Below are 18,483 nucleotides of genomic sequence, written 5' to 3'. Positions count from 1 at the left end.
CTGCGGTGGTGGCGCAGGCCGCGACGGCGAGAACGGCGGCAGCGTCGACGGCGGCGACACCGGCACCGGCCGGGCGGACGGCGGTGACACCGACACCGACACCGGCCGGGCGAACGGCGGTGACACCGGCACCGGCCGGGCGGACGGCGGCAGCGGCCGCAGGGCGCTCACGGGGCGGACATCCAGCGTTCGCGCAGACCGACCAGTACGGCGACCGAGACCACCAGCAGCACGAGCGAGAGGGCGATCGCCGCCTCCGGATCGGACTCCATGGCCAGGTAGACGGCGAGCGGCATGGTCTGCGTCCGGCCGGGGAAGTTGCCCGCGAACGTGATCGTCGCGCCGAACTCGCCGAGCGCGCGGGCCCAGGCCAGGACGGCGCCGGCGGCGATGCCGGGCGCGATCAGCGGCAGGGTGACCCGGCGGAAGGCGGTCAGCCGGGAGGCGCCCAGGGTGGCGGCCGCCTCCTCGTAGCGCGGGTCGGCGGCCCTCAGCGCGCCCTCCACACTGATCACCAGGAACGGCATCGCCACGAACGCCTCGGCGATGATCACACCGGTGGTGGTGAACGGCAGGGTGATGCCGAAGGCGGAGTCCAGCCAGGAGCCGACGATGCCGCGCCGGCCGAGCACCAGCAGCAGTGCCACACCGCCGACCACCGGCGGCAGCACCAGCGGCAGCGTGACCAGCGCCCGGACGAGCCGTCGCCCCGGCAGATCGGTGCGCGCCAGCAGCCAGGCCAGCGGCACTCCGAGCACCAGCGACACCCCCGTGGCCGCTGTGGCACAGACCAGCGAGAGGCGCAGGGCTTCCCACACCTCGGTGCTGGTGAGCTGGTCGGAGAGGCTGCTCCAGGGCGCCCGGACCAGCAGCCCGACCACCGGCAGGACGAGGAACGCCAGCCCGAGCAGCGCCGGGAGCAGCAGCACGACCGGGACGCGGTTCGCGCGCCGCCGTCGGGGCGGCCGGTCCGCCGCCAAGGCTGCCACCCCGGCGGCGGACCGGTCGGTACGGCGGCTCACGGTGCCCGGAACCCGGCCGCGGTCAGGACCTGCTGGGCCTCGGGCGACTGGATGTAGGCGACGAAGGCGGCGGCGCCGTCCTTGTTGGGTGCCTTGGCCAGCGCGGCGATCGGGTAGTCGTTCACGGCCTTGTCGGCCTCGGGGAAGTCCACGCCGTCGATCTTCGCAGCATCGGCCTTCACATCGGTCTTGTAGACCAGCGACGCATCGACCTCGCCGAGCTCGACCTTGGTCAGTGCGCCCTTGACGTCCTGCTCCAGGGTGACCGGCGTGAGGTCGACGCCGGCGGCCTTGAGCGCCGTCAGGGCGGCGGCCCCGCACGGCACCTCCTTCGCGCACAGCGCGACCTTGGCACCCGGGGCGGCGAGGTCCTTCAGCGCCGCGACGTGCTTGGGGTTGCCCTTGGGGACGGCGATGGTGAGCGTGTTCCTGACGAAGGTCTTGGGTGTGCCGGTGGCGCCGCCCGCGTCGGTGACCGTCTTCATGGTGGCCGGGCTGGCGGCGGCGAAGACATCGGCCGGGGCACCGGAGTTGATGCTGCCGGCGAGGGCGGAGCTGCCGCCGAAGTTGAACGTGACCTTGGCGCCGGGGTTGGCGGCCTCGAACTTCTTGCCGAGGTCGGTGAAGCTCTCCTTGAGCGAGGCCGCGGCGAAGACGGTGATGCCGCCGGTGGCCTTCGGCGCGCTGCTGCTGCCGGTGGAGGTGCTCGTGGACGCGCTGCCGGGGGAGGCGTCCGAGGCCTTGGTGTCGCCGTCGCTGCCGCAGGCGGTGACCCCGAGGCTGAGAGCGAGGGCCGCGGCGGCGGCGACGGCGAGTCTGCGGGGGTGGGCGGCGCGGGTGCTCATGAGTGTTTCCCCTCCTGGGGGCGCCGGAAGGGGCGCGGGGATGCAGCCGCAGCTGCGGCCTCTACGGCGATCATAGTGCCGCAAATACCAGCTGAAAATCGTCTGTCGCATTGCACAGGCAAGGACCGCCGCTGATCAACGCCCGGCTGTCGGAAGGCTCAAACCGAGTGGGCGCCGCTGCGCCGGCGGGCCCCGGATTCCACCTCGGACCGCCGGAGGAATCCCTGGAAGACCCCTCCGGCAACTCCTCCGGCAATCCCCTCCGGAAACCCTGGAGAACCCCTGGGGAAAACCGTTCGCGCACGGGTGCCCCGAGAGGCCAGAGTGGTCACCGTCCGTACCCGCGCAGGTCGTCGGTCCGACTCGCGCGCACGACCTGTCCGTACGGCCTGCCACACCCGGTTCGCACGGGGTGTGGCAGGTCCGCACGCGGTACGGGCACCTGGTACGCACCGCCGGCCGACCGGCCGAGCCAAGGGGAGGAGCACACCCATGTCCACACTGCGCGTCACCGCCGAGCGGCTGACCATCCTGGCCCATCCCAACGCGGACGCCCTCGAACTCGCCCAGGTCGGCCTCTACCGTGCCGTGGTCGCCAAGGGCGCCTACCGCACCGGTGACCACGCCGTCTACATCCCCGAGCAGGCCGTGCTGCCCGCCGAGCTGATCGAGGAGCTGGGCCTGACCGGGCGGCTCGCCGGGAGCAAGGCCGACCGGGTCAAGGCGGTCCGGCTGCGCGGCGAGCTGTCGCAGGGCATCGTCTGCCGGCCCGGCGCGCTGGCCGGCACCGACCTGGCCGCCGCCGCCGCGAGCGGCGAGGACTTCGCCGACGTCCTGGGCGTCACCAAGTGGCAGCCGCCGATCCCGACCTCGATGAACGGCGACGTGGTCCGCGCGCCCGACCTGCTGCCCTGGGTGGACATCGAGAACCTCAAGCGCTTCCCCGGCATCTTCGAGCCCGGCGAGCCGGTCGTGCTGACCGAGAAGCTGCACGGCAGCTGCTGTCTGGTCACCTACCACGCCGGAACCGGCGAGGTGCAGGTCTCGTCCAAGGGCATCGGTGCCCAGGGGCTGGCCCTGGCCGAGGACGAGCGCAACCTCTACTGGCGGGCGGTGCGCGCGCACCGCATACCGGAGGTGGCCGCCCGGCTGGCGGAGCGGCTCGGGGCCGAGCGGGTCGGCATCTTCGGCGAGGTCTTCGGCGCCGGCGTGCAGGACCTCACCTACGGCGAGTCCGGCCGCACCGAGCTGCCCGGCTATGCCGCGTTCGACGTGTCGGCCGTGGTGGAGGGGCAGCTGTGCTGGCTGCCGGCCGCCGAACTGCTGGACGGCGGGCTGCCGGTGGTGCCCGAACTGTGGCGCGGGCCGTTCGACCCGGACACCGCGCTGGCGTTCGCCCAGGGGCGGGAGACCGTCTCCGGGCGCGAACTGCACCTGCGCGAGGGTGTGGTGATCCGGCCCGTGACGGAGCGCTGGAGCCCGGTGGTGGGCGGGCGCGCGATCGCCAAGGTGGTCAGCGACGCCTACCTGACCCGCAAGGGCGGCACCGAGTACGAGTGACCGGGCCGCTCCCGGCGCCGCCGGCGCGGGCGGGGTGGTCGCGGGCGGTCCGCGGCCACCCCGGGGCCCCCTTCTCCGGTGACGCCGTGTCAGTTACGTTGGGGGGTCGCCATTGAAGGAGGCCCCTCATGACCACGGTGAAAGCCCGGGTGCCCGGCCCGTCCGGACACCCGCTGATCGGCTCGATGCTCGACCTCACCCGCCGGCCGCTGCGGACCTACCTGGCCGCGCGGCGCGACTACGGCGACGTCGTCCGGTTCACCGCCGGGCCGCCCGGGCTGCGGGCCGAGTTCTTCGTGGTCTTCTCCCCGGAGGGCGCCCACCAGGTACTCGGCAGCGAGGCGGCCAACTTCCGCAAGGAGAGCGCCTTCTACGACGAGCTGCGGACCAGCGTCGGCAACGGCCTGCTCACCAGCCAGGACGACGACTACCAGCGCCAGCGCCGGCTGATCCAGCCGCTGTTCACCCGTCGCCGGGTCGACGGCTACGTGGACGCGATCGCCCTGGAGGCGCGGGTGCTGGCCGAGCGCTGGAAGGCCGTGCCGGACGGCGTGGTGGACGCGGCGGACGAGATGTCCCGGTTCGCGCTGCGCACGGTCTCCCGGATCCTGTTCGGCGCCGACGTCGAGGCGGCGGTGGATGTCGTGCACCGCAGTTTCCCGGCGCTCGGGGAGTATCTCCTGGACCGCGGCTTCTCGCCCGTGCGCACCCCGCGCAACTGGCCGACCCCCGCCAACCGGCGCGGCGCCGAGGCGCAGCGGGAGCTCTACGGGATCTGCGACCGGATCATCGCCGAGCGCGCCCTGCGTCCGGACGGCGCCGGCGGCAAGTCCGACGACCTGCTCGCACTGCTCACGCTCGCGCGCGGCGAGGACGGCGAACGGCTCGACCCGGACGAACTGCGCGACCAGGTGCTGATCTTCCTGCTGGCCGGGCACGAGACCACGGCCACCTCGCTCGCCTTCGCCCTCCACCTGCTGGCAGGGCACCCGGAGCAGCGGCACCGGGCCCAGGAGGAGGCCGACGCGGTGCTCACCGGCCGCGAGCCGACCGCCGCCGACCTGGAGGCGCTGCCGTACATCACCCGGGTGCTCAAGGAGGCGATGCGGCTCTACCCGGCGGCCTCGGTGATAGGACGGCGGGCGGTGGCCGAGTCCGTGATCGGCGGGCACGTCATCCCGGCGGGCGCGCAGGTGATCCTGGCGCCGCTGGTCACCCACCGGCACCCCGACCACTGGGAGCAGCCGGAGCGCTTCGACCCGGACCGCTTCCTGCCCGAGCGGGAGAAGGAGCGCCACCGCTACGCCTGGTACCCGTTCGGCGGCGGCCCCCGCGCCTGCATCGGTCAGCACTTCTCGATGCTGGAGTCGGTGCTGGCCCTGGGGGTGCTGCTGCGCGACTTCGACTTCGAGGTGATCGACCGCCGGGTGGCGCTCGGCCAGGGCATCACGCTGCGGGTGGACAGCCCGATGCGGATCCGGCTCGCGCCGCGCTGACGGGGTGTGGGGCCGTCGGCTTGTGGGTGATGGCTGACAACTGGCCGCCGGTGGACGGGAGTTGTCAGCTGGTACGCATGGGCGCAGGACCGACCCGTTCGAACACAGCGCCTGCACGCCGTGGGCAGCTTTTCACATCTTCGCGTAGCTCATTCCGGACCCCGATAGCGTCCCACGCACCCCGGACCGGAAGCGCACGTGTGTCTCGCATATGACGGGTGATCGATCCTCCGGGCTGGTCCTGACCGGCCCGGCCGGGACCCTTCACCGTCCGCCGGGTGGGCGAGTACCTGTTCACACCACCGCGCAGCGCGGACGGCCGGTGAGCCGGGTGCCGCATCCGGGCGAACAGCCGTACCGGCAGCCTCACGAGCCGCTGCCCAACACCCCGCTGCCCAACACCCCGCTGCCCAACACCCCGCAGCCCAACACCCCGCTGCCCAACGCCACGCCGTCCGGCACCATGCAGCCCAGCACCCCGCCGCTCGCCAGGAATCCGCTCGCCGCCGCCTACCGCTCGCGCTGGTACGACAACGAGGCCGGGCCGCTGGTCCGCCCGTGCGCGATGACCAGGGGGCGGACCAGGCCCACCGGGCGGGAGTTCGACCTGATCGCCCTGGTCGTCAGCGATGTCCCGCGCCCGGCGGACTTCCCGGACGCGCCGGACGCGCCGGTCGGCCCCGAGCAGGGCCTGATCCTGGACCTCTGCCGTGGCAACGCCCTCTCGGTGGCCGAGATCGCCGCCGACCTCGACCTGCCGCTCGGCGTGGTGCGGGTGCTGCTCGGCGATCTGTGGCGGCCGGCTGCATCCGGGTCAGCCGCCCCGTCCCACCCGCACTGCTCCCTGACGAGCGCATCCTCCAGGAGGTCATCCATGGACTCCGCGCACTCTGACCGCCCTTACGCCGACAGCCTGTACGGGGACGGCCCGCCCGAGACCGGGAGGCAGACGGGCCCGAGAACGGGCGCGAGAACGGCGGGGGCCGGGACGGGGCCGAGGACGAGGGCTCCTCGGACACCCCCGTGCTCGCCCTGAAGATCCTGGTCGCGGGCGGATTCGGGCTCGGCAAGACCACCCTGGTCGGGTCGGTCAGCGAGATCCGCCCGCTGCGCACGGAGGAGAGGTTCACCGAGGCCGGGCGGGGCGTGGACGACACCGGTGGGGTCGAACAGAAGACCACCACGATGGCGGCCATGGACTTCGGCCGGATCGCATCCACGAGGGCCTGTCCGTCCATCTCTTCGGTACGCCGGGGCAGGACCGGTTCTGGTTCCTCTGGGACGAGCCGGCGCAGGGCGCGCTCGGGGCGGCGGCGATGCTCGCCGACACCCGGCGGCTGACCGACTGCTTCCCCGCGGTGGACTTCTTCGAGCACCGGGGCATCCCGTTCGTGGTGGCGGTCAACCGTTTCGCCGGCACCCGTGACTTCGGGACGGAGGAGGTCGCCCGGGCGCTGGACCGGGAGTCCGGCACCCCGGTGGTGCTCTGCGACGCGCGCCGCCGCGCCTCGGGCAAGCAGGTACTGATCAACCTGGTCGAGCACGCCGGCCGGCGGGTGCATGCCGCCCGCCTGCTGGCCGACGCCGGCGCGGCCGTGAGGTAGGCCACGGCAACGCCCCGGCCCGGCAAGGGCGGAGAGGGGTGCCACCCGTGCGGGCGGCACCCCTCGGTGCTGTCGGACCCCTCCAGTCGGTCGATCGGTCGGTCAGCGGGTTCTGTCGTCGGAGCGCGCCTGCCGGAGTGTCGCCGCCGGTGGTCGGTCAGCCGCGGGTCTGGAAGACGATCCGGGTCCAGCTGGAGCCCGGGCAGTTGCCCCAGACCGCCCACGGCTGGGACCGGGCGCCGATCCAGAGGCCGGTCGTGGACGTGCCGTTGGCACAGTAGGTGATGGTGCGCAGCTCGCCGGAGTAGATCCGGCAGTTGCCCTCCCAGCGCCAGCCGTAGTCGGCGGTGATGGTGCAGTGGTAGGAGGCGGTGATGGCCTCGGGCGACGCGACGCCCGAGCCGGCGGAGATGCTCTGGTCGGCGGCGGGCGTGGCGGCGGCGGACGGCAGGGTCGTGGTGCCGAGCACGCCGAGGGCGGCCGCGGCCACCATCCCGAGCCTGGCGATGTTCCGGGCGATGCAACCTGACATGGTGATCTCTCCTCGCTCGTGCTGCCTGCCCCGTCCGGGTTGGGGGTCTGAATCGGTAGTTCCCGTGCCCCGTCGAGGCGATGACGCATTGCACACGAATGACTGCGCACGGTGAGACGACGAACTACGATGTGATGTGGGTCACAGTCCGGCTGGCGATCGGATCGTCGGCCGTGCTTTCGGGGTGCCGATTTCCGAGGGGGCGGCATGGAATTCACCGGTCGGCGCCGGGGTGGGCGGGATCCGGGCATCGCCGCCGCTCCCGGGGTGGAGGTTCGTGCGGCGGTGGCCCAGGGCGAGATGGAGCTCGGCGTGCCGGATCGCAGCCCACCGGATCGCAGTGTGCGGGATCCGGGTCCGGCCGATCCCGAAACGGCGGAATTCAACCGGGTGTTCACGGAAATGCTGCCGCGGCTCCACCGGGCGGCGCTCTCGCTCACCGGAAGTCCGTTCGCGGCCGGGGACATCGTGCACGACGCGTATCTGCGCATCGCCCGCAGGCCCGAGCGGTTTCTCCGTCATCCCCAGCCCTATGCCTACGCGTTCACCACCATGGCGAACATCGTGCGCGACCAGTGGCGCAGGGAGAGCCGCCGGGTGGTCGTTCCGGAGCCGGCCGAGGGGGAGCGCGCCCGGGCCGACCCGCTCGGCGGGGGGCTGGGGGAGTTGCAGGCTCGCTGGGAGGTGGTCCGGCTGCTGCGGTTCCTGACCGCCAAGCAGGCCCGCGTGGTGGTGCTGGTCGACCTCGGCGGGTACACGGTCGACGAGGCGGCGGTCCTGCTGGGCGTGCACCGCTCCACGCTGGCGGTCACCCGGCGCCGCGCGCTGAGCCGGCTCCGGGCCGTCCTCGAACGCGAACGCGAGCGCGACCGGGCGGACGGCAGCGACCTGGGTGGCAGTGGCAGTGGCAGTGGCAGTGGCAGTGGCAGTGGCCGCGACGGCGCCGGCGGCCGCGCTGCGACGAGGCCGCCGTCCCGGCCCGACGCACCGAGCTGACGACAAGTCAGGTGATGCGCCGCCCCGGCCCGTACGCTGCGATCCGTGATCACGTACGAGGAGCACCGGCTCCGCACCCTGGTCGAGGGCGGCCGCTGGCCCGAACTGCTGGGCGCCTACCGCCAGGCCCGGGCCGCCGCCGTGTCGCGCGCGGGCGAGGGCCGGGCGGCGGCCGCGACCGCACCGCTCGGGCACCTGATCGCGTACGCCGCGCCGCCCGAGCTGGCCGTGCGCCTGTTCGACCCGGATGGCGGACCCGGCACCGCCGCCGGGGTCGCGGACCATGACGCCGGGCCGCTCTGGGAGGTGCTGGCCACCCGGCACTCGTGGCTGCGGCTGGCCCCGCTGCTCGGCCCGGTGCCGGTGCGCCGGCTGGTCGCCCACACCCGGGTGCTGATCGGCGAGGACCTCTCGTACGGCGCCGAGCCGGACCCGGAGGGCGTCCCGCTGGTGCTGGAGCCCTGGGAGTCGGCGGGCTGGGGCGAGGGCACGCGGGTCCGGGACTACCTGCCGCGCGGCGGCTCGCGCAGTGCACTGCTGACGCTGCCCGCCACCCGGGAGGGCCTGGGCCCGGTGCTGCTGCCCGAGCCGGGAGCCCGCCTGCGCGGTCAGCGGGCGACGCGGGCGTTGGCCGCGCTGGCGGAGTGGGCGGAGGTGGCCTGCGTCCGGGGTCCGGCGCCGCAGGCGGCCGGGCAGCTGGCTCCGGGCCGACGGGTCACCGGCGGGTACCTGCCGTTCGCCATCGCCTACCCGGTGCTGGTGCAGGCGGCCGCGGCGGACCGGGCGCACGGCTCGGCGGACGGCAGGCTCGCACTCTGGCGGGCGCTCTGCGCGATGGCCGGCGGCGACGGGCCGAACCGTGCGGAGGTGAACGCGCTGGTGGCCCGGATGCGCTGCTTCACCTGGTGTGACCCGGCGGACGGCCTGCGCCACGTCCACGTCGCCATGGAGGACCCGGCGAGCGGCCTGAGCTGGGCGGTCAGCGGATCGGACGAGCCCTGACGCGTGCGCGCGGGGCCGCGGGAGAGGACAGCGGGCGGGGGCCGTGGGGGGAGGGGCGCGGGGTCGCGGGGACAGGGCCGCGGGGACAGGGCCGCGGGGACAGGGCCGCGGGGCGATGGCGCGAGGTCCGGGCAGGCCCGGTGTGCGACGGGCCCCGGCCCGGCGCCGCCCGGGGGATCGGGCTGCGGCACCGGGCCGGGGAGTAGGGGGCGCAGGAGTGGGAGCGGAGGTCAGACGGCCGTCGGGCTCGGCGCTCCACCCTGCGGCGGGATGGTCTCCGGTGGCGCGGGAGCGGCGTCAGGAGCCTCTGCGGCCCCGGACGGGGCCGGGCCGCCGTGCGCGTCGACCAACGTCCGCTCGTCGAACGGCACCTCGCCCGCCAGCACCTGCCGGGCCCGCTCGCGGTCGAACTCACCGGTCCAGTGCCCGATCAGCACGGTGGCCACGGCGTTGCCCGCGAAGTTGGTGAGCGCCCGGGCCTCCGACATGAAGCGGTCGATGCCGACGATCAGGCCGACCCCGTCCACCAGCGCCGGCTTGTGCGACTGCAGCCCGCCGGCCAGGGTGGCCAGCCCGGCGCCGGTGACCCCGGCCGCACCCTTGCTGGCGATGATCATGAAGACCAGCAGCGAGGCCTGCTCGCCCAGCGACATCGGCTTGTCCATCGCCTCGGAGATGAAGATCGAGGCCATGGTCAGGTAGATCGCGGTGCCGTCGAGGTTGAAGCTGTAGCCGGTCGGGACGGTGATGCCGACGACCGGGCGGCTGACGCCCAGGTGCTCCATCTTGGCGATCAGCCGGGGCAGCGCGCTCTCCGAGGAGGAGGTGGAGAGGATCAGCAGGAACTCGCGGCCGAGGTAGCGCAGCAGCGTGAACACGTTGACGCCCGCGACCAGCCGCAGCAGCGCGCCGAGCACCACCACCACGAAGAGCGCGCAGGTGATGTAGAAGCCGATCATGATGACGGCGAGGCTCTTCAGCGCGGCCGTGCCGGTGGCGCCGACCACCGCGGCCATCGCCCCGAAGGCGCCGATCGGGGCCACCCACATGATCATCGACATGACCCGGAACACCAGTCGCTGCACGTGCTCGATCCCGCGCAGCACGGGCGCGCCGGCCGGGCCCATCGCCTGCAGCGCGAAGCCGGCCAGCAGGGCGACCAGCAGGGTCTGCAGCACCTTGCCCTCGGTGAGGGCCGAGAGCATGGTGGTCGGGATCATCCCGAGCAGGAAGTCGGTGGTGGACTGGGCCGCCCCGGCGGCGGCCTGAGCGTGTCCGGACTTGGCCAATGCGGCGGTCAGGTGCAGTCCGCCGCCGGGCTCCAGCAGGTTGCCGACCACCAGGCCGATGCCCAGCGCCACCGTCGACATGGTGAGGAAGTAACCGAGGGCCAGACCCCCGACCTTGCCGACCTTGGCGGCCTTGGTCACGGAGCCGATGCCCAGCACGATGGTGCAGAAGATGACGGGGCTGATCATCATCTTGATCAGGTTGACGAAGCCGGTCCCGACCGGCTTCAGCTCGACCGCGAACTTCGGTGCGGCCAGGCCGACCACCACGCCCGCGACCACGGCCACGATGACCGCGAGATAGAGGTAGTGGGTGCGGTCCTTCCGTCTGACCCCCGCCTGCGGTCCTGCTCCGGTGATCGACATCTGCGGCTCCTTCGCCCTGCAGTCCTGGCGGCCCCGGGTGGTGGGCCGCTCCGACTATGTGCTGCGCAGTGACGGAGGTCACGTTTGCGTTCATAGAGTTCACGTACGCCCGCGCCCCTCGGGCCGGCCACCCGCGTCCCGTGGCTCGGCTGCCCGCGTTCCTCCGCGTTCCTCCGTGCGCCGCCCGTGCCCCGCAGGTCGGCTGCCCGCGTTCCGCCGCCCACCTGGACGTCGGGCCGCCGTGGTGCACACTGGCAGGCATGTCCCCGCGCATGCTCCCCACGCCGCGCCGGCTGGTGCGCAGCCTGGCCGGACAGCTCTTCGTTGTCCAGGTGGTCATCGTCGCCGCCGTGGTGGCCGGGGGTGCCGTGCTCGCGTACCTGTTCACCGCCGGCCGGGCCGAGGACGCGGCCCGCGCCCAGGTCACCGCCGTCGCCCGGTCGGTCGCCGACTCGCCGTCCGTGCGGGCCGCCGTCGCCGGGCCCGACCCGACCGCCGTCCTCCAGCCGTACGCCGAGCAGGTGCGGGCCGACACGGGGGTCTCGTTCATCACGGTGATGGACACCGCCGGGGTGCGGTGGACCCACCCGCTGCCCGAGCAGATCGGCAAGACCTTCCTCGGCCACATCGACTGGGCGCTCGCCGGGGAGACTCGCAGTGAGACGTACACCGGCACGCTCGGCCCGTCCGTCCGGGTGGTCACGCCGGTGCTGGACGAGCGGCACCGGGTGGTCGCGCTGGTCAGCGCGGGCATCACGGTGAAGTCCATCTCCGCCCAGCTGAGCGGTCCTCTGCTGGCCCTGGCCGGTGTCGCGGTGGCCGCGCTGGCGCTCGGCGGGGTCGGCACCTACCTCGCCAACTCCCGGCTGCGGCGGCACACCCACGGCATGGGACCGGCCGAGCTCAGTCACCTCTACGAGTACCACCAGGCCACCCTGCGCTCGGTGCGCGAGGGGCTGGTGCTGCTGGACCGCCGCCACCGGGTGGTGCTCTGCAACGACGCGGCCCGCGAACTCCTCGGGCTGACCGGAGACTTGGAAGGCCTCCCGGTCGACGGTCTGGGGCTGCCGGAGGCACTGGTGGCGGCCGTGCTCGGGGCGGAGCCGGTCCGGGACGAGGTCCACCTCACCGCCGAACGCGTCGTGGTGCTCAACACCTCCACCATCGGCACCGGCCTCGGCCGGGTTCTCACCCTCCGCGATCACACCGAACTGCAGTCGTTGAGCGGAGAGTTGGACTCCGTCCGCGGCTTCACCGAGGCGCTCGGCGCACAGGCGCACGAGGCTGCCAACCGGCTGCACGCCGTGGTCTCGCTGATCGAACTCGGGCGCCACCAGGAGGCGGTGGAGTTCGCGACCGCCGAACTCGCCCTCGCCCAGCAGCTCACCGACCGCGTGGTCGCCGCCGTGGGCGAGCCGGTACTGGCCGCGCTGCTGCTCGGCAAGGCCGCCCAAGCCGCAGAGCGGGGAGTCGAGTTGACGCTCACCGCGGACAGCCGGATCGACGACGGCGTGCTGCCGTCCGGCCTCTCCGCCCGCGACCTGATCACCGTCCTCGGCAACCTGATCGACAATGCGGTGGACGCGGCCATCGCCGGCGCCGCCGAGAGCCCCGATCCACCCGAGGTCACCGTCACCGCCCGGATCGACGCCCTCCTGCCCGAGAGTGCCCGGACCGATGCCGCCGCGCCCGACGCCGCCCGGCCCGAGGGCGAGCACCTGTTGCTGCGGGTCGCCGACACCGGCACCGGCATCGACCCGGCCGCCGTGGAGGACGTGTTCCGGCGCGGTTGGAGCACCAAGCAGGACGGCCGCGGGCACGGGCTCGGGCTCGCCCTCGTGGCCCAGGCCGCCCGGCGCAACGGCGGCACCGTCGAGGTCGGCCGGGACCGCGGCGCGGTGCTCACCGTCCGGCTGCCGCTGAGCCGGCTGCCCCGCCGGCGTGAGGCGGTGGCGTCGTGAGCCGCTCCCCGGGCCGGCCGGACATCGCGGCCCGGCCCGACATCTCCGTCCTGGTGGTCGAGGACGACCCGGTGGCCGCCGCCGCCCATACCCTCTACGTCCAGCGCGAACCGGGCTTCCGTGCCGCCGGCACGGTGCACAGCTGTGCGGACGCGCTGCGCTTCCTGGACCGCGCCCGCGCCGCCGGCCGGCCCGTCGACCTCACCCTGCTCGACCTCTACCTGCCGGACGGGCACGGCCTCCAGCTCTGCGGCACCCTGCGCGCGGCCGGCCACACCACCGACGTCATCGCCGTCACCTCTGCCCGCGACCTCGCGATGGTCCGCCAGGCCGTCTCGGCGGGCGTCGTCCAGTACCTGCTCAAGCCCTTCAGCGCCGCCGCCCTGCACGACCGGCTGGAACGGTACGCCCGCTACCGCGACACGCTCGCCCGCACCGGCCAGGCCACCGGCCAGGACGAGGTCGACCAGGCCCTCGCCCTCCTGCGCACCCCCGAACGCACCGCCCTCCCCAAGGGGTTGAGCGCCCCCACCCTGGACACCGTGGCCACCGTTCTGCGCGACGCCCGTACCGGCCTCTCCGCAGCCGCCGCCGGCACGGCGGCGGGAGTCTCCCGCATCACCGCCCGCCGCTACCTCGAACACCTCGTCGACACCGGCCTCGCCGCCCGCGAACCCCAGTACGGCAGCGTCGGTCGGCCCGAACTCTGTTACCGCTGGACGGGCGGGGGCGGGGGCGGGGGCGGGTAGGGGCCGGCGGAGGACGGTGGCCGAGGGCGGCCGGGTGCCTGCTAGCGGGCCACGAATTCGGTGAGCAGCGCCTGGACCTCGTAGATGTCGACGCCCTTGGTGAAGTTCTTCGAGATCGGCAGCGCCGCGCCCGAGACCCATATCTTCAGCTCGGCGTCGAGGTCGAAGGTCCCGGCGGTCTCCACGGCGAAGTGGGTGATGCTGCGGTAGGGGATCGAGTGGTACTCGGTCTTCTTGCCGGTGATGCCCTGCTTGTCGATCAGGATCAGCCGCCGGTCGGTGAACAGGAAGGTGTCGCGCACCAGCTGGTAGGCGGCCTGCACCTGCTCGCCCTGGCCGAACAGCCGGGAAAACTCCTTCTGGGCCTCGGCGTTGTCCACCCGGTGTGCGTTGCCGAAGAGCGCCATGCGAGGTCCTTCCGTCGGGCACCCGGCTCGGGTGCGTCGGGCACCGAGTCTGGCACGGCGGCGATCCCGGTTCGGAGTGGCCCCTGGTCGGAACGGCCGGGCGATCCCGGGTCGGAGCGGGCCCCTGGTCGGAACGGCCGGGCGAGGTCGGCCGGGTGGCCCGGACGGTGGCCGGGTGGCCGTCCCGCGGCTACCGGCGTCCGGCCCGCACGAGGTACTGGTCCTCCGTGTCCGTGTAGCTGTCCAGCCGCCAGCCGGCGGCGGTCAGCAGGGGGCGGAGGTTGGGCTCGGCGCGGAGGTCGCCAGGGGTGAGCTCGCGGCCGTGGCGGGCGGCGAGGGCGGCGCGGCCGATGGGGTGGAAGAGGGCGAGCGTGGCGCCGGGGCGGCTGACGCGGGCGAGTTCGCGCAGAGTGCGCGCCGGGTCGGGGAGGTGGGAGATCAGGCCGGCGGCGAAGACGGCGTCGAGGGTGGCGTCGGGGAGCGGGAGGCGGGCGCAGTCGGCGAGCAGCAGGGTGGCGGTGCCGGGGTGGCGGGCGTCGGCCTCGTGCAGCATCTCGGGGGTGACGTCGGCGCCGAGCACCCGGCCCTCGGGGCCGACCGCCGCGCGCAGTAGAGGGAGCGCGCGGCCGGTGCCGCAGCCTGCGTCGAGTACGGAGTCGCCCGCCCGCAGGCCGAGTCCGGCGATCGCGGCGGCGTAGCGGGGGCCGTCGTCGGGGAAGCGGGCGTCCCAGCCGGCGGCGCGGGCCGCGAAGAACTCGCGGGTGCGGGCCAGTTCGGCGGCGTACGGGGAGGTCGGAGGCGTGGACGGCGACATGCGGCGAGCGTAGCGCCCGGCCGTAACCTCCGGCCCGGCCGATCGTTGGGGAATCGGGCTCCCCGTCACTCGCTCGGGTGGTTCTCGTGCCCCGCGGCGCTCCCGCCCAGGTCAGGGAAGTAAAGTTAGGCTTACCTAACTTCTTGGGAGTCCGTCTTGACGCTCGCCGCCGTCCCCGCCACCGGGTCCGCTGCCGTCCCCGCCCAGGCCCAGGGCGGGGACGCCATTCTGCGCCGCCAGCGCGTGCGCGAGTCCGCCGCCCGCACCTACGCCCGCTCGTTCCCGATCGTCCCGGTGCGCGCCAACGGCATGACGGTCGAGGGCGCCGACGGACGGCGCTACCTGGACTGCCTCTCCGGCGCCGGCACCCTCGCGCTCGGCCACAACCACCCGGTCGTCCTGGAGGCGATCCGCCGCACCCTCGACAGTGGCGCGCCGCTGCACCTGCTGGACCTCGCCACCGCCGAGAAGGACGACTTCACCACCGCCCTGTTCGAGAGCCTGCCGCGGGAGTTCGGCGAACAGGCCCGGGTGCACTTCTGCGGGCCCGCCGGGACGGACGCCGTCGAGGCCGCGCTCAAGCTGATGCAGACCGCCACCGGCCGCTCCGGCGCCCTCGCCTTCACCGGCGCCTACCACGGCATGACCGCCGGCGCCCTCGCGCTCACCGGCAACGTCGCTGTCAAGGAGCCGCTGCCGGGCGGCGGCGAGGTGGTCCGGCTGCCCTACCCGTACGGCTACCGCTGCCCGTTCGGGGTCGGTGGCGAGGCGGGTGCCGGCCTCGCCGCCACCTATGCCGAGCGGCTGCTGGACGATCCCTCGGGCGGCGTGGTCCGGCCCGCCGCGATGGTCCTGGAGGCCGTGCAGGGTGAGGGTGGCGTCGTCCCCGCCCCCGACGAGTGGCTGCGCGCGATGCGCCGGATCACCGCCGAACGCGGCATCCCGCTGATCGTCGACGAGGTGCAGACCGGGGTCGGCCGCACCGGCGCGATGTGGGCGGTCGAGCACAGCGGGATCGTCCCGGACGCCATGGTGCTCTCCAAGGCGATCGGCGGCAGCCTGCCGCTCGCCGTCGTCGTCTACCGCGCGGAGTACGACGGCTGGCGCCCCGGCGCGCACACCGGCACGTTCCGCGGCAACACCCTCGCCATGGCGGCCGGCGCGGCCACCCTCCGGTACGTCGCCGCGCACGGGCTGGCCGACCGGGCCGCGCTGGTCGGCGCCCGGATGACCGAGCGGCTCCGCGCGCTGGCCGGCGAACTCCCGGTGATCGGCGACGTGCGCGGGCGTGGGCTGATGATCGGCGTCGAACTGGTGGACCCGGCCGCCGAACCGGACGCCTGCGGGGCGCGCCCGGCCGCGCCCGCGCTCGCCATCGAGGTCCGTGAGGCCTGTCTCGCGCGCGGGCTGATCGTCGAACTCGGCGGTCGGCACGACGCGGTGCTGCGCCTGCTCCCGCCGCTCACCATCACCGACGAGCAGGTCGACGCCGTCCTCGACCGGCTCGCCGACGCCATCGCGGCGGCCGCCCGGACCGGGGGCGCCACCGGGGCCGGGAGTGCCACCGGGGCGGGCCGCGCGCCCGCCCGTGCCGCCGACGGCACGGCCGTCGCCGCGGCTGTTGCGGAGGCCCGGTGAACGGCCCGGGCTCCTCCGGGGTGCCGGAGCAGCCCGAGGAGCCCGGCCTCCCCGACGACCTGGCGGCCCCGCCCGACGCGCTGGCCGGCGGCGTGGCGGGCCCGGCCGCGCTCGGACCGCTGCTGGCCACCGTGCTGGACGCGCTGGACGCCGGCGCCGCCCGCCGCGGCGGCCCGCTGCCCGCCGGGCACCCGGCCGGGATCGCCGCAGCCGTCACCGACGGGCTGGCCGCCGCCCACGGCCCGCAGGCGCTCGCCACCCTCACCGAACTGCTCACCCACGGCGCCGCCGACCCCGCCGACCCGGCCTGCGCCGCCCACCTGCACTGCCCGCCACTGGCCGTCGCGGCCGCCGCCGACCTCGCCGTGAGCGCGCTCAACCCCTCCCAGGACTCCTGGGACCAGGCCCCCGCCGCGACCGCGCTGGAGACCGCGCTGCTCTCCGAACTCGCCGCCCTGGTCGGCTACGACCCGGCCCACGCGGCCGGCGTGCTGACCTCCGGCGGTACCGAGTCCAACCTGATGGGCCTGATGCTGGCCCGGGACCAGAAGCTCGACGGCATCGTGGAGCTGGACGGAATCCCGGCCGGCGCCGCACCCCGGATCATCGCCTCGCAGGCCGCGCACTTCTCCGTCCAGCGCGCCGCCGCCCTGCTCGGCCTCGGTGAGCGCGCCGTGATCCCCGTCCCGGTCGACCGCGAACTGCGGATGGACCCGGACGGGCTGGCGCGGGCCCTGGCCGAGACCAGCTGGGCCGGCCGGACCCCGATCGCCGTCGTCGCCACCGCCGGCACCACCGACACCGGTGCGATCGACCCCCTGCACACCGCCGCCGACCTCGCCGCCCGATACGGCGCCTGGCTGCACGTCGACGCCGCCTACGGCGGCGGCGCGCTGCTCTCCGACCGGCTCGCCCCGCTGCTCGACGGCATCGCCCGGGCCGACTCCGTCTCCCTCGACTGGCACAAGCTCGGCTGGCAGCCGGCCGCCGCCGGGATCTTCCTGGTGCGTCGCGCCGAGACCTACGTCTCGCTCGCCCGCCGCGCCGAGTACCTCAACCCGGCCGACGACGAACAGGCCGGCTACCCCAGTCTGTTGGGGAAGTCGCTGCGCACCACCCGGCGGGCCGACGCCTTCAAGATCGCCGTCACCCTGCGCACCCTCGGCCGCGCCGGACTCGGCCGGCTGGTCGACGCCTGCCACCAACTGGCCCTGGACGCCGCCGAGGCCGTCCGCGCCGAACCCGAACTGGAACTCCACGCCGAACCCGCCCTCACCACCGTGGTGTTCCGCTACCGCCCGCCCGGCGGGCAGGACGGAGCCGCGCTCGACGCGGTCAACGCCGAGGTGCGCCGGACCCTGCTGCGCACCGGCCGCGCCGTCGTCGGCCGGACCGAACTGCCCGGCGAGGGCCCGGGCCGGGTCCGCCTGAAGCTGACCCTGCTCAACCCGCACACCACCGCCGCCGAGGTCGGCGAACTGCTGCACGCGATCGTACGGACCGGGCGGGACGTCCGGCCGGCGTAGCGCCGGGCCCCGGGCAGTCGTGTGCCTGGTGCGGTTGCGCCGGGCCGAAGCGCGCCGCATTCCAAAACAACGCCTTTTCCCCGGAGGGATGTTGGAGGAAGGCACACTGGCGTGACATGCTGTCCGGGGGATATTCGGCCGCTCCCGAAAAGGCTCCGTGGACATACGTTGTTCGGCGCGGGCGCCGTCTCGACGTCCTCCTTCCTGCTGCACGCGATCATCTACCTGGCCCAGCAGCCGGCCCTGGCCGAGCGGCTGCGGCGGGAGCCCGCGCTGATCGGCCGCGCGGTGGACGAGCTGCTCCGGGTCAACCTGTCGATCGGCGACGCACTGCCCCGGATCGCGCTGGCGGATGTGCGGCTCGGCGAGGTGGAGGTGAAGCAGGGCGAGCTCGTGCTCGTCCTGATCGAGGGCGCCAACTACGACCCGGCGGTCTTTCCGGATCCGGAGAAGATCGACTTCGACCGGGCCGACAACCCGCACCTGGCCTTCGGTGGGGGTCGCCACTTCTGCCCGGCCTCGGCGCTCGGCCGCACCCATGCCGCGCTCGCGATCACGGCGCTGGTCGAGCGGCTGCCGGGCCTGCGGCTCGCCCTGCCGGTCGAGCAGCTGGCCTGGCGGTCCGGGTTCATCAAGCGGCTGCCGGTCGTCTGGTGAGACCGGCGACGGCCGAGGC

General features: G+C 74.4%; 15 protein-coding genes and 2 pseudogenes. 11 read left to right on the top strand and 6 right to left on the bottom strand.

Annotated elements, in window-relative coordinates; translation table 11 throughout:
• Nucleotides 1-167 precede the first annotated feature (167 nt).
• Both OG286_RS09495 and modA read right to left on the bottom strand, forming a co-directional pair.
• Complete coding sequence (locus tag OG286_RS09495; protein WP_405365027.1) at nucleotides 168-1,022, bottom strand: ABC transporter permease; 855 nt, start codon at nucleotides 1,020-1,022, stop codon at nucleotides 168-170.
• Nucleotides 1,019-1,867 (bottom strand): molybdate ABC transporter substrate-binding protein, encoded by an 849-nt coding sequence (modA, locus tag OG286_RS09490; protein WP_396319856.1) that lies wholly within the window; start codon nucleotides 1,865-1,867, stop codon nucleotides 1,019-1,021. The genes OG286_RS09495 and modA overlap by 4 nt, the downstream gene beginning before the upstream one ends.
• A gap of 492 nt (nucleotides 1,868-2,359) precedes the next feature.
• On the opposite strand from modA, the gene OG286_RS09485 reads away from it, so the two are divergent.
• The 4 genes and pseudogenes from OG286_RS09485 to OG286_RS09470 all read left to right on the top strand — a co-directional run bounded on the left by OG286_RS09485 (nucleotide 2,360) and on the right by OG286_RS09470 (nucleotide 6,527).
• Nucleotides 2,360-3,427: an RNA ligase (ATP) gene (locus tag OG286_RS09485; RefSeq protein WP_396319857.1), complete on the top strand. Its 1,068-nt coding sequence runs from the start codon at nucleotides 2,360-2,362 to the stop codon at nucleotides 3,425-3,427.
• A gap of 128 nt (nucleotides 3,428-3,555) precedes the next feature.
• On the top strand, nucleotides 3,556-4,923 hold the full coding sequence (locus OG286_RS09480; protein WP_405362275.1) for a cytochrome P450: 1,368 nt from the start codon (nucleotides 3,556-3,558) through the stop codon (nucleotides 4,921-4,923).
• A 463-nt stretch (nucleotides 4,924-5,386) separates the two neighbouring features.
• A pseudogene (locus tag OG286_RS09475) lies at nucleotides 5,387-5,817 on the top strand (DUF742 domain-containing protein).
• A gap of 129 nt (nucleotides 5,818-5,946) precedes the next feature.
• Nucleotides 5,947-6,527 (top strand): annotated as a pseudogene (locus OG286_RS09470) (GTP-binding protein).
• Between the two features lie 157 nt (nucleotides 6,528-6,684).
• Here the strand turns inward: OG286_RS09470 and OG286_RS09465 are convergent.
• The gene (locus OG286_RS09465; protein ID WP_396319859.1) at nucleotides 6,685-7,059 is read right to left on the bottom strand and encodes a hypothetical protein; all 375 of its coding nucleotides are present in this window, start codon (nucleotides 7,057-7,059) and stop codon (nucleotides 6,685-6,687) included.
• 390 nt (nucleotides 7,060-7,449) lie between these two features.
• Between OG286_RS09465 and OG286_RS09460 the strand changes: the two genes are divergently transcribed.
• Together OG286_RS09460 and OG286_RS09455 are read left to right on the top strand one after the other, a co-directional pair.
• Nucleotides 7,450-8,055, top strand: a complete 606-nt coding sequence (locus OG286_RS09460) for an RNA polymerase sigma factor (RefSeq protein WP_405365025.1) — start codon at nucleotides 7,450-7,452, stop codon at nucleotides 8,053-8,055.
• Between the two features lie 45 nt (nucleotides 8,056-8,100).
• Nucleotides 8,101-9,057, top strand: coding sequence for a hypothetical protein (locus OG286_RS09455; protein WP_405365023.1), 957 nt, complete (start codon nucleotides 8,101-8,103; stop codon nucleotides 9,055-9,057).
• Between the two features lie 230 nt (nucleotides 9,058-9,287).
• Here the strand turns inward: OG286_RS09455 and OG286_RS09450 are convergent, their stop codons facing one another.
• Nucleotides 9,288-10,712 carry a cation:dicarboxylate symporter family transporter gene (locus OG286_RS09450; protein WP_396319862.1) on the bottom strand — a complete coding sequence of 475 codons (1,425 nt, stop codon included), beginning with the start codon at nucleotides 10,710-10,712 and terminating at the stop codon, nucleotides 9,288-9,290.
• Nucleotides 10,713-10,972: 260 nt separating this feature from the next.
• Between OG286_RS09450 and OG286_RS09445 the strand changes: the two genes are divergently transcribed.
• Together OG286_RS09445 and OG286_RS09440 are read left to right on the top strand one after the other, a co-directional pair.
• Nucleotides 10,973-12,673 carry an ATP-binding protein gene (locus tag OG286_RS09445; protein WP_405362280.1) on the top strand — a complete coding sequence of 567 codons (1,701 nt, stop codon included), beginning with the start codon at nucleotides 10,973-10,975 and terminating at the stop codon, nucleotides 12,671-12,673.
• Nucleotides 12,670-13,422 (top strand): response regulator, encoded by a 753-nt coding sequence (locus OG286_RS09440; RefSeq protein WP_405362282.1) that lies wholly within the window; start codon nucleotides 12,670-12,672, stop codon nucleotides 13,420-13,422. The genes OG286_RS09445 and OG286_RS09440 overlap by 4 nt, the downstream gene beginning before the upstream one ends.
• 41 nt (nucleotides 13,423-13,463) lie before the next feature.
• Here OG286_RS09440 and OG286_RS09435 read toward each other — a convergent pair whose 3' ends face one another.
• Together OG286_RS09435 and OG286_RS09430 are read right to left on the bottom strand one after the other, a co-directional pair.
• A complete protein-coding gene (locus OG286_RS09435; protein WP_396319865.1) occupies nucleotides 13,464-13,829 on the bottom strand; it encodes a PH domain-containing protein in 366 nt (121 codons plus the stop codon).
• A gap of 190 nt (nucleotides 13,830-14,019) precedes the next feature.
• On the bottom strand, nucleotides 14,020-14,643 hold the full coding sequence (locus OG286_RS09430; protein ID WP_405362284.1) for a class I SAM-dependent methyltransferase: 624 nt from the start codon (nucleotides 14,641-14,643) through the stop codon (nucleotides 14,020-14,022).
• 156 nt (nucleotides 14,644-14,799) lie between these two features.
• Here OG286_RS09430 and OG286_RS09425 point away from each other — a divergent pair, with 156 nt between their 5' ends.
• The 3 genes from OG286_RS09425 to OG286_RS09415 all read left to right on the top strand — a co-directional run bounded on the left by OG286_RS09425 (nucleotide 14,800) and on the right by OG286_RS09415 (nucleotide 18,464).
• On the top strand, nucleotides 14,800-16,281 hold the full coding sequence (locus OG286_RS09425; protein WP_405362286.1) for a diaminobutyrate--2-oxoglutarate transaminase: 1,482 nt from the start codon (nucleotides 14,800-14,802) through the stop codon (nucleotides 16,279-16,281).
• Nucleotides 16,278-17,807, top strand: a complete 1,530-nt coding sequence (locus OG286_RS09420) for a pyridoxal phosphate-dependent decarboxylase family protein (RefSeq protein WP_396319868.1) — start codon at nucleotides 16,278-16,280, stop codon at nucleotides 17,805-17,807. Before OG286_RS09425 ends, OG286_RS09420 begins: the two co-directional genes overlap by 4 nt.
• A 168-nt stretch (nucleotides 17,808-17,975) precedes the next feature.
• Nucleotides 17,976-18,464, top strand: coding sequence for a cytochrome P450 (locus OG286_RS09415; RefSeq protein WP_396319869.1), 489 nt, complete (start codon nucleotides 17,976-17,978; stop codon nucleotides 18,462-18,464).
• Nucleotides 18,465-18,483: the final 19 nt, after the last annotated feature.

Origin of the sequence: Kitasatospora sp. NBC_00039 (assembly GCF_045160625.1) — a bacterium.
Lineage (GTDB): Bacteria > Actinomycetota > Actinomycetes > Streptomycetales > Streptomycetaceae > Kitasatospora.
The sequence above is the reverse complement of the archived record's forward strand: the minus strand, read 5'-3'. Positions and strand labels throughout refer to the sequence as shown.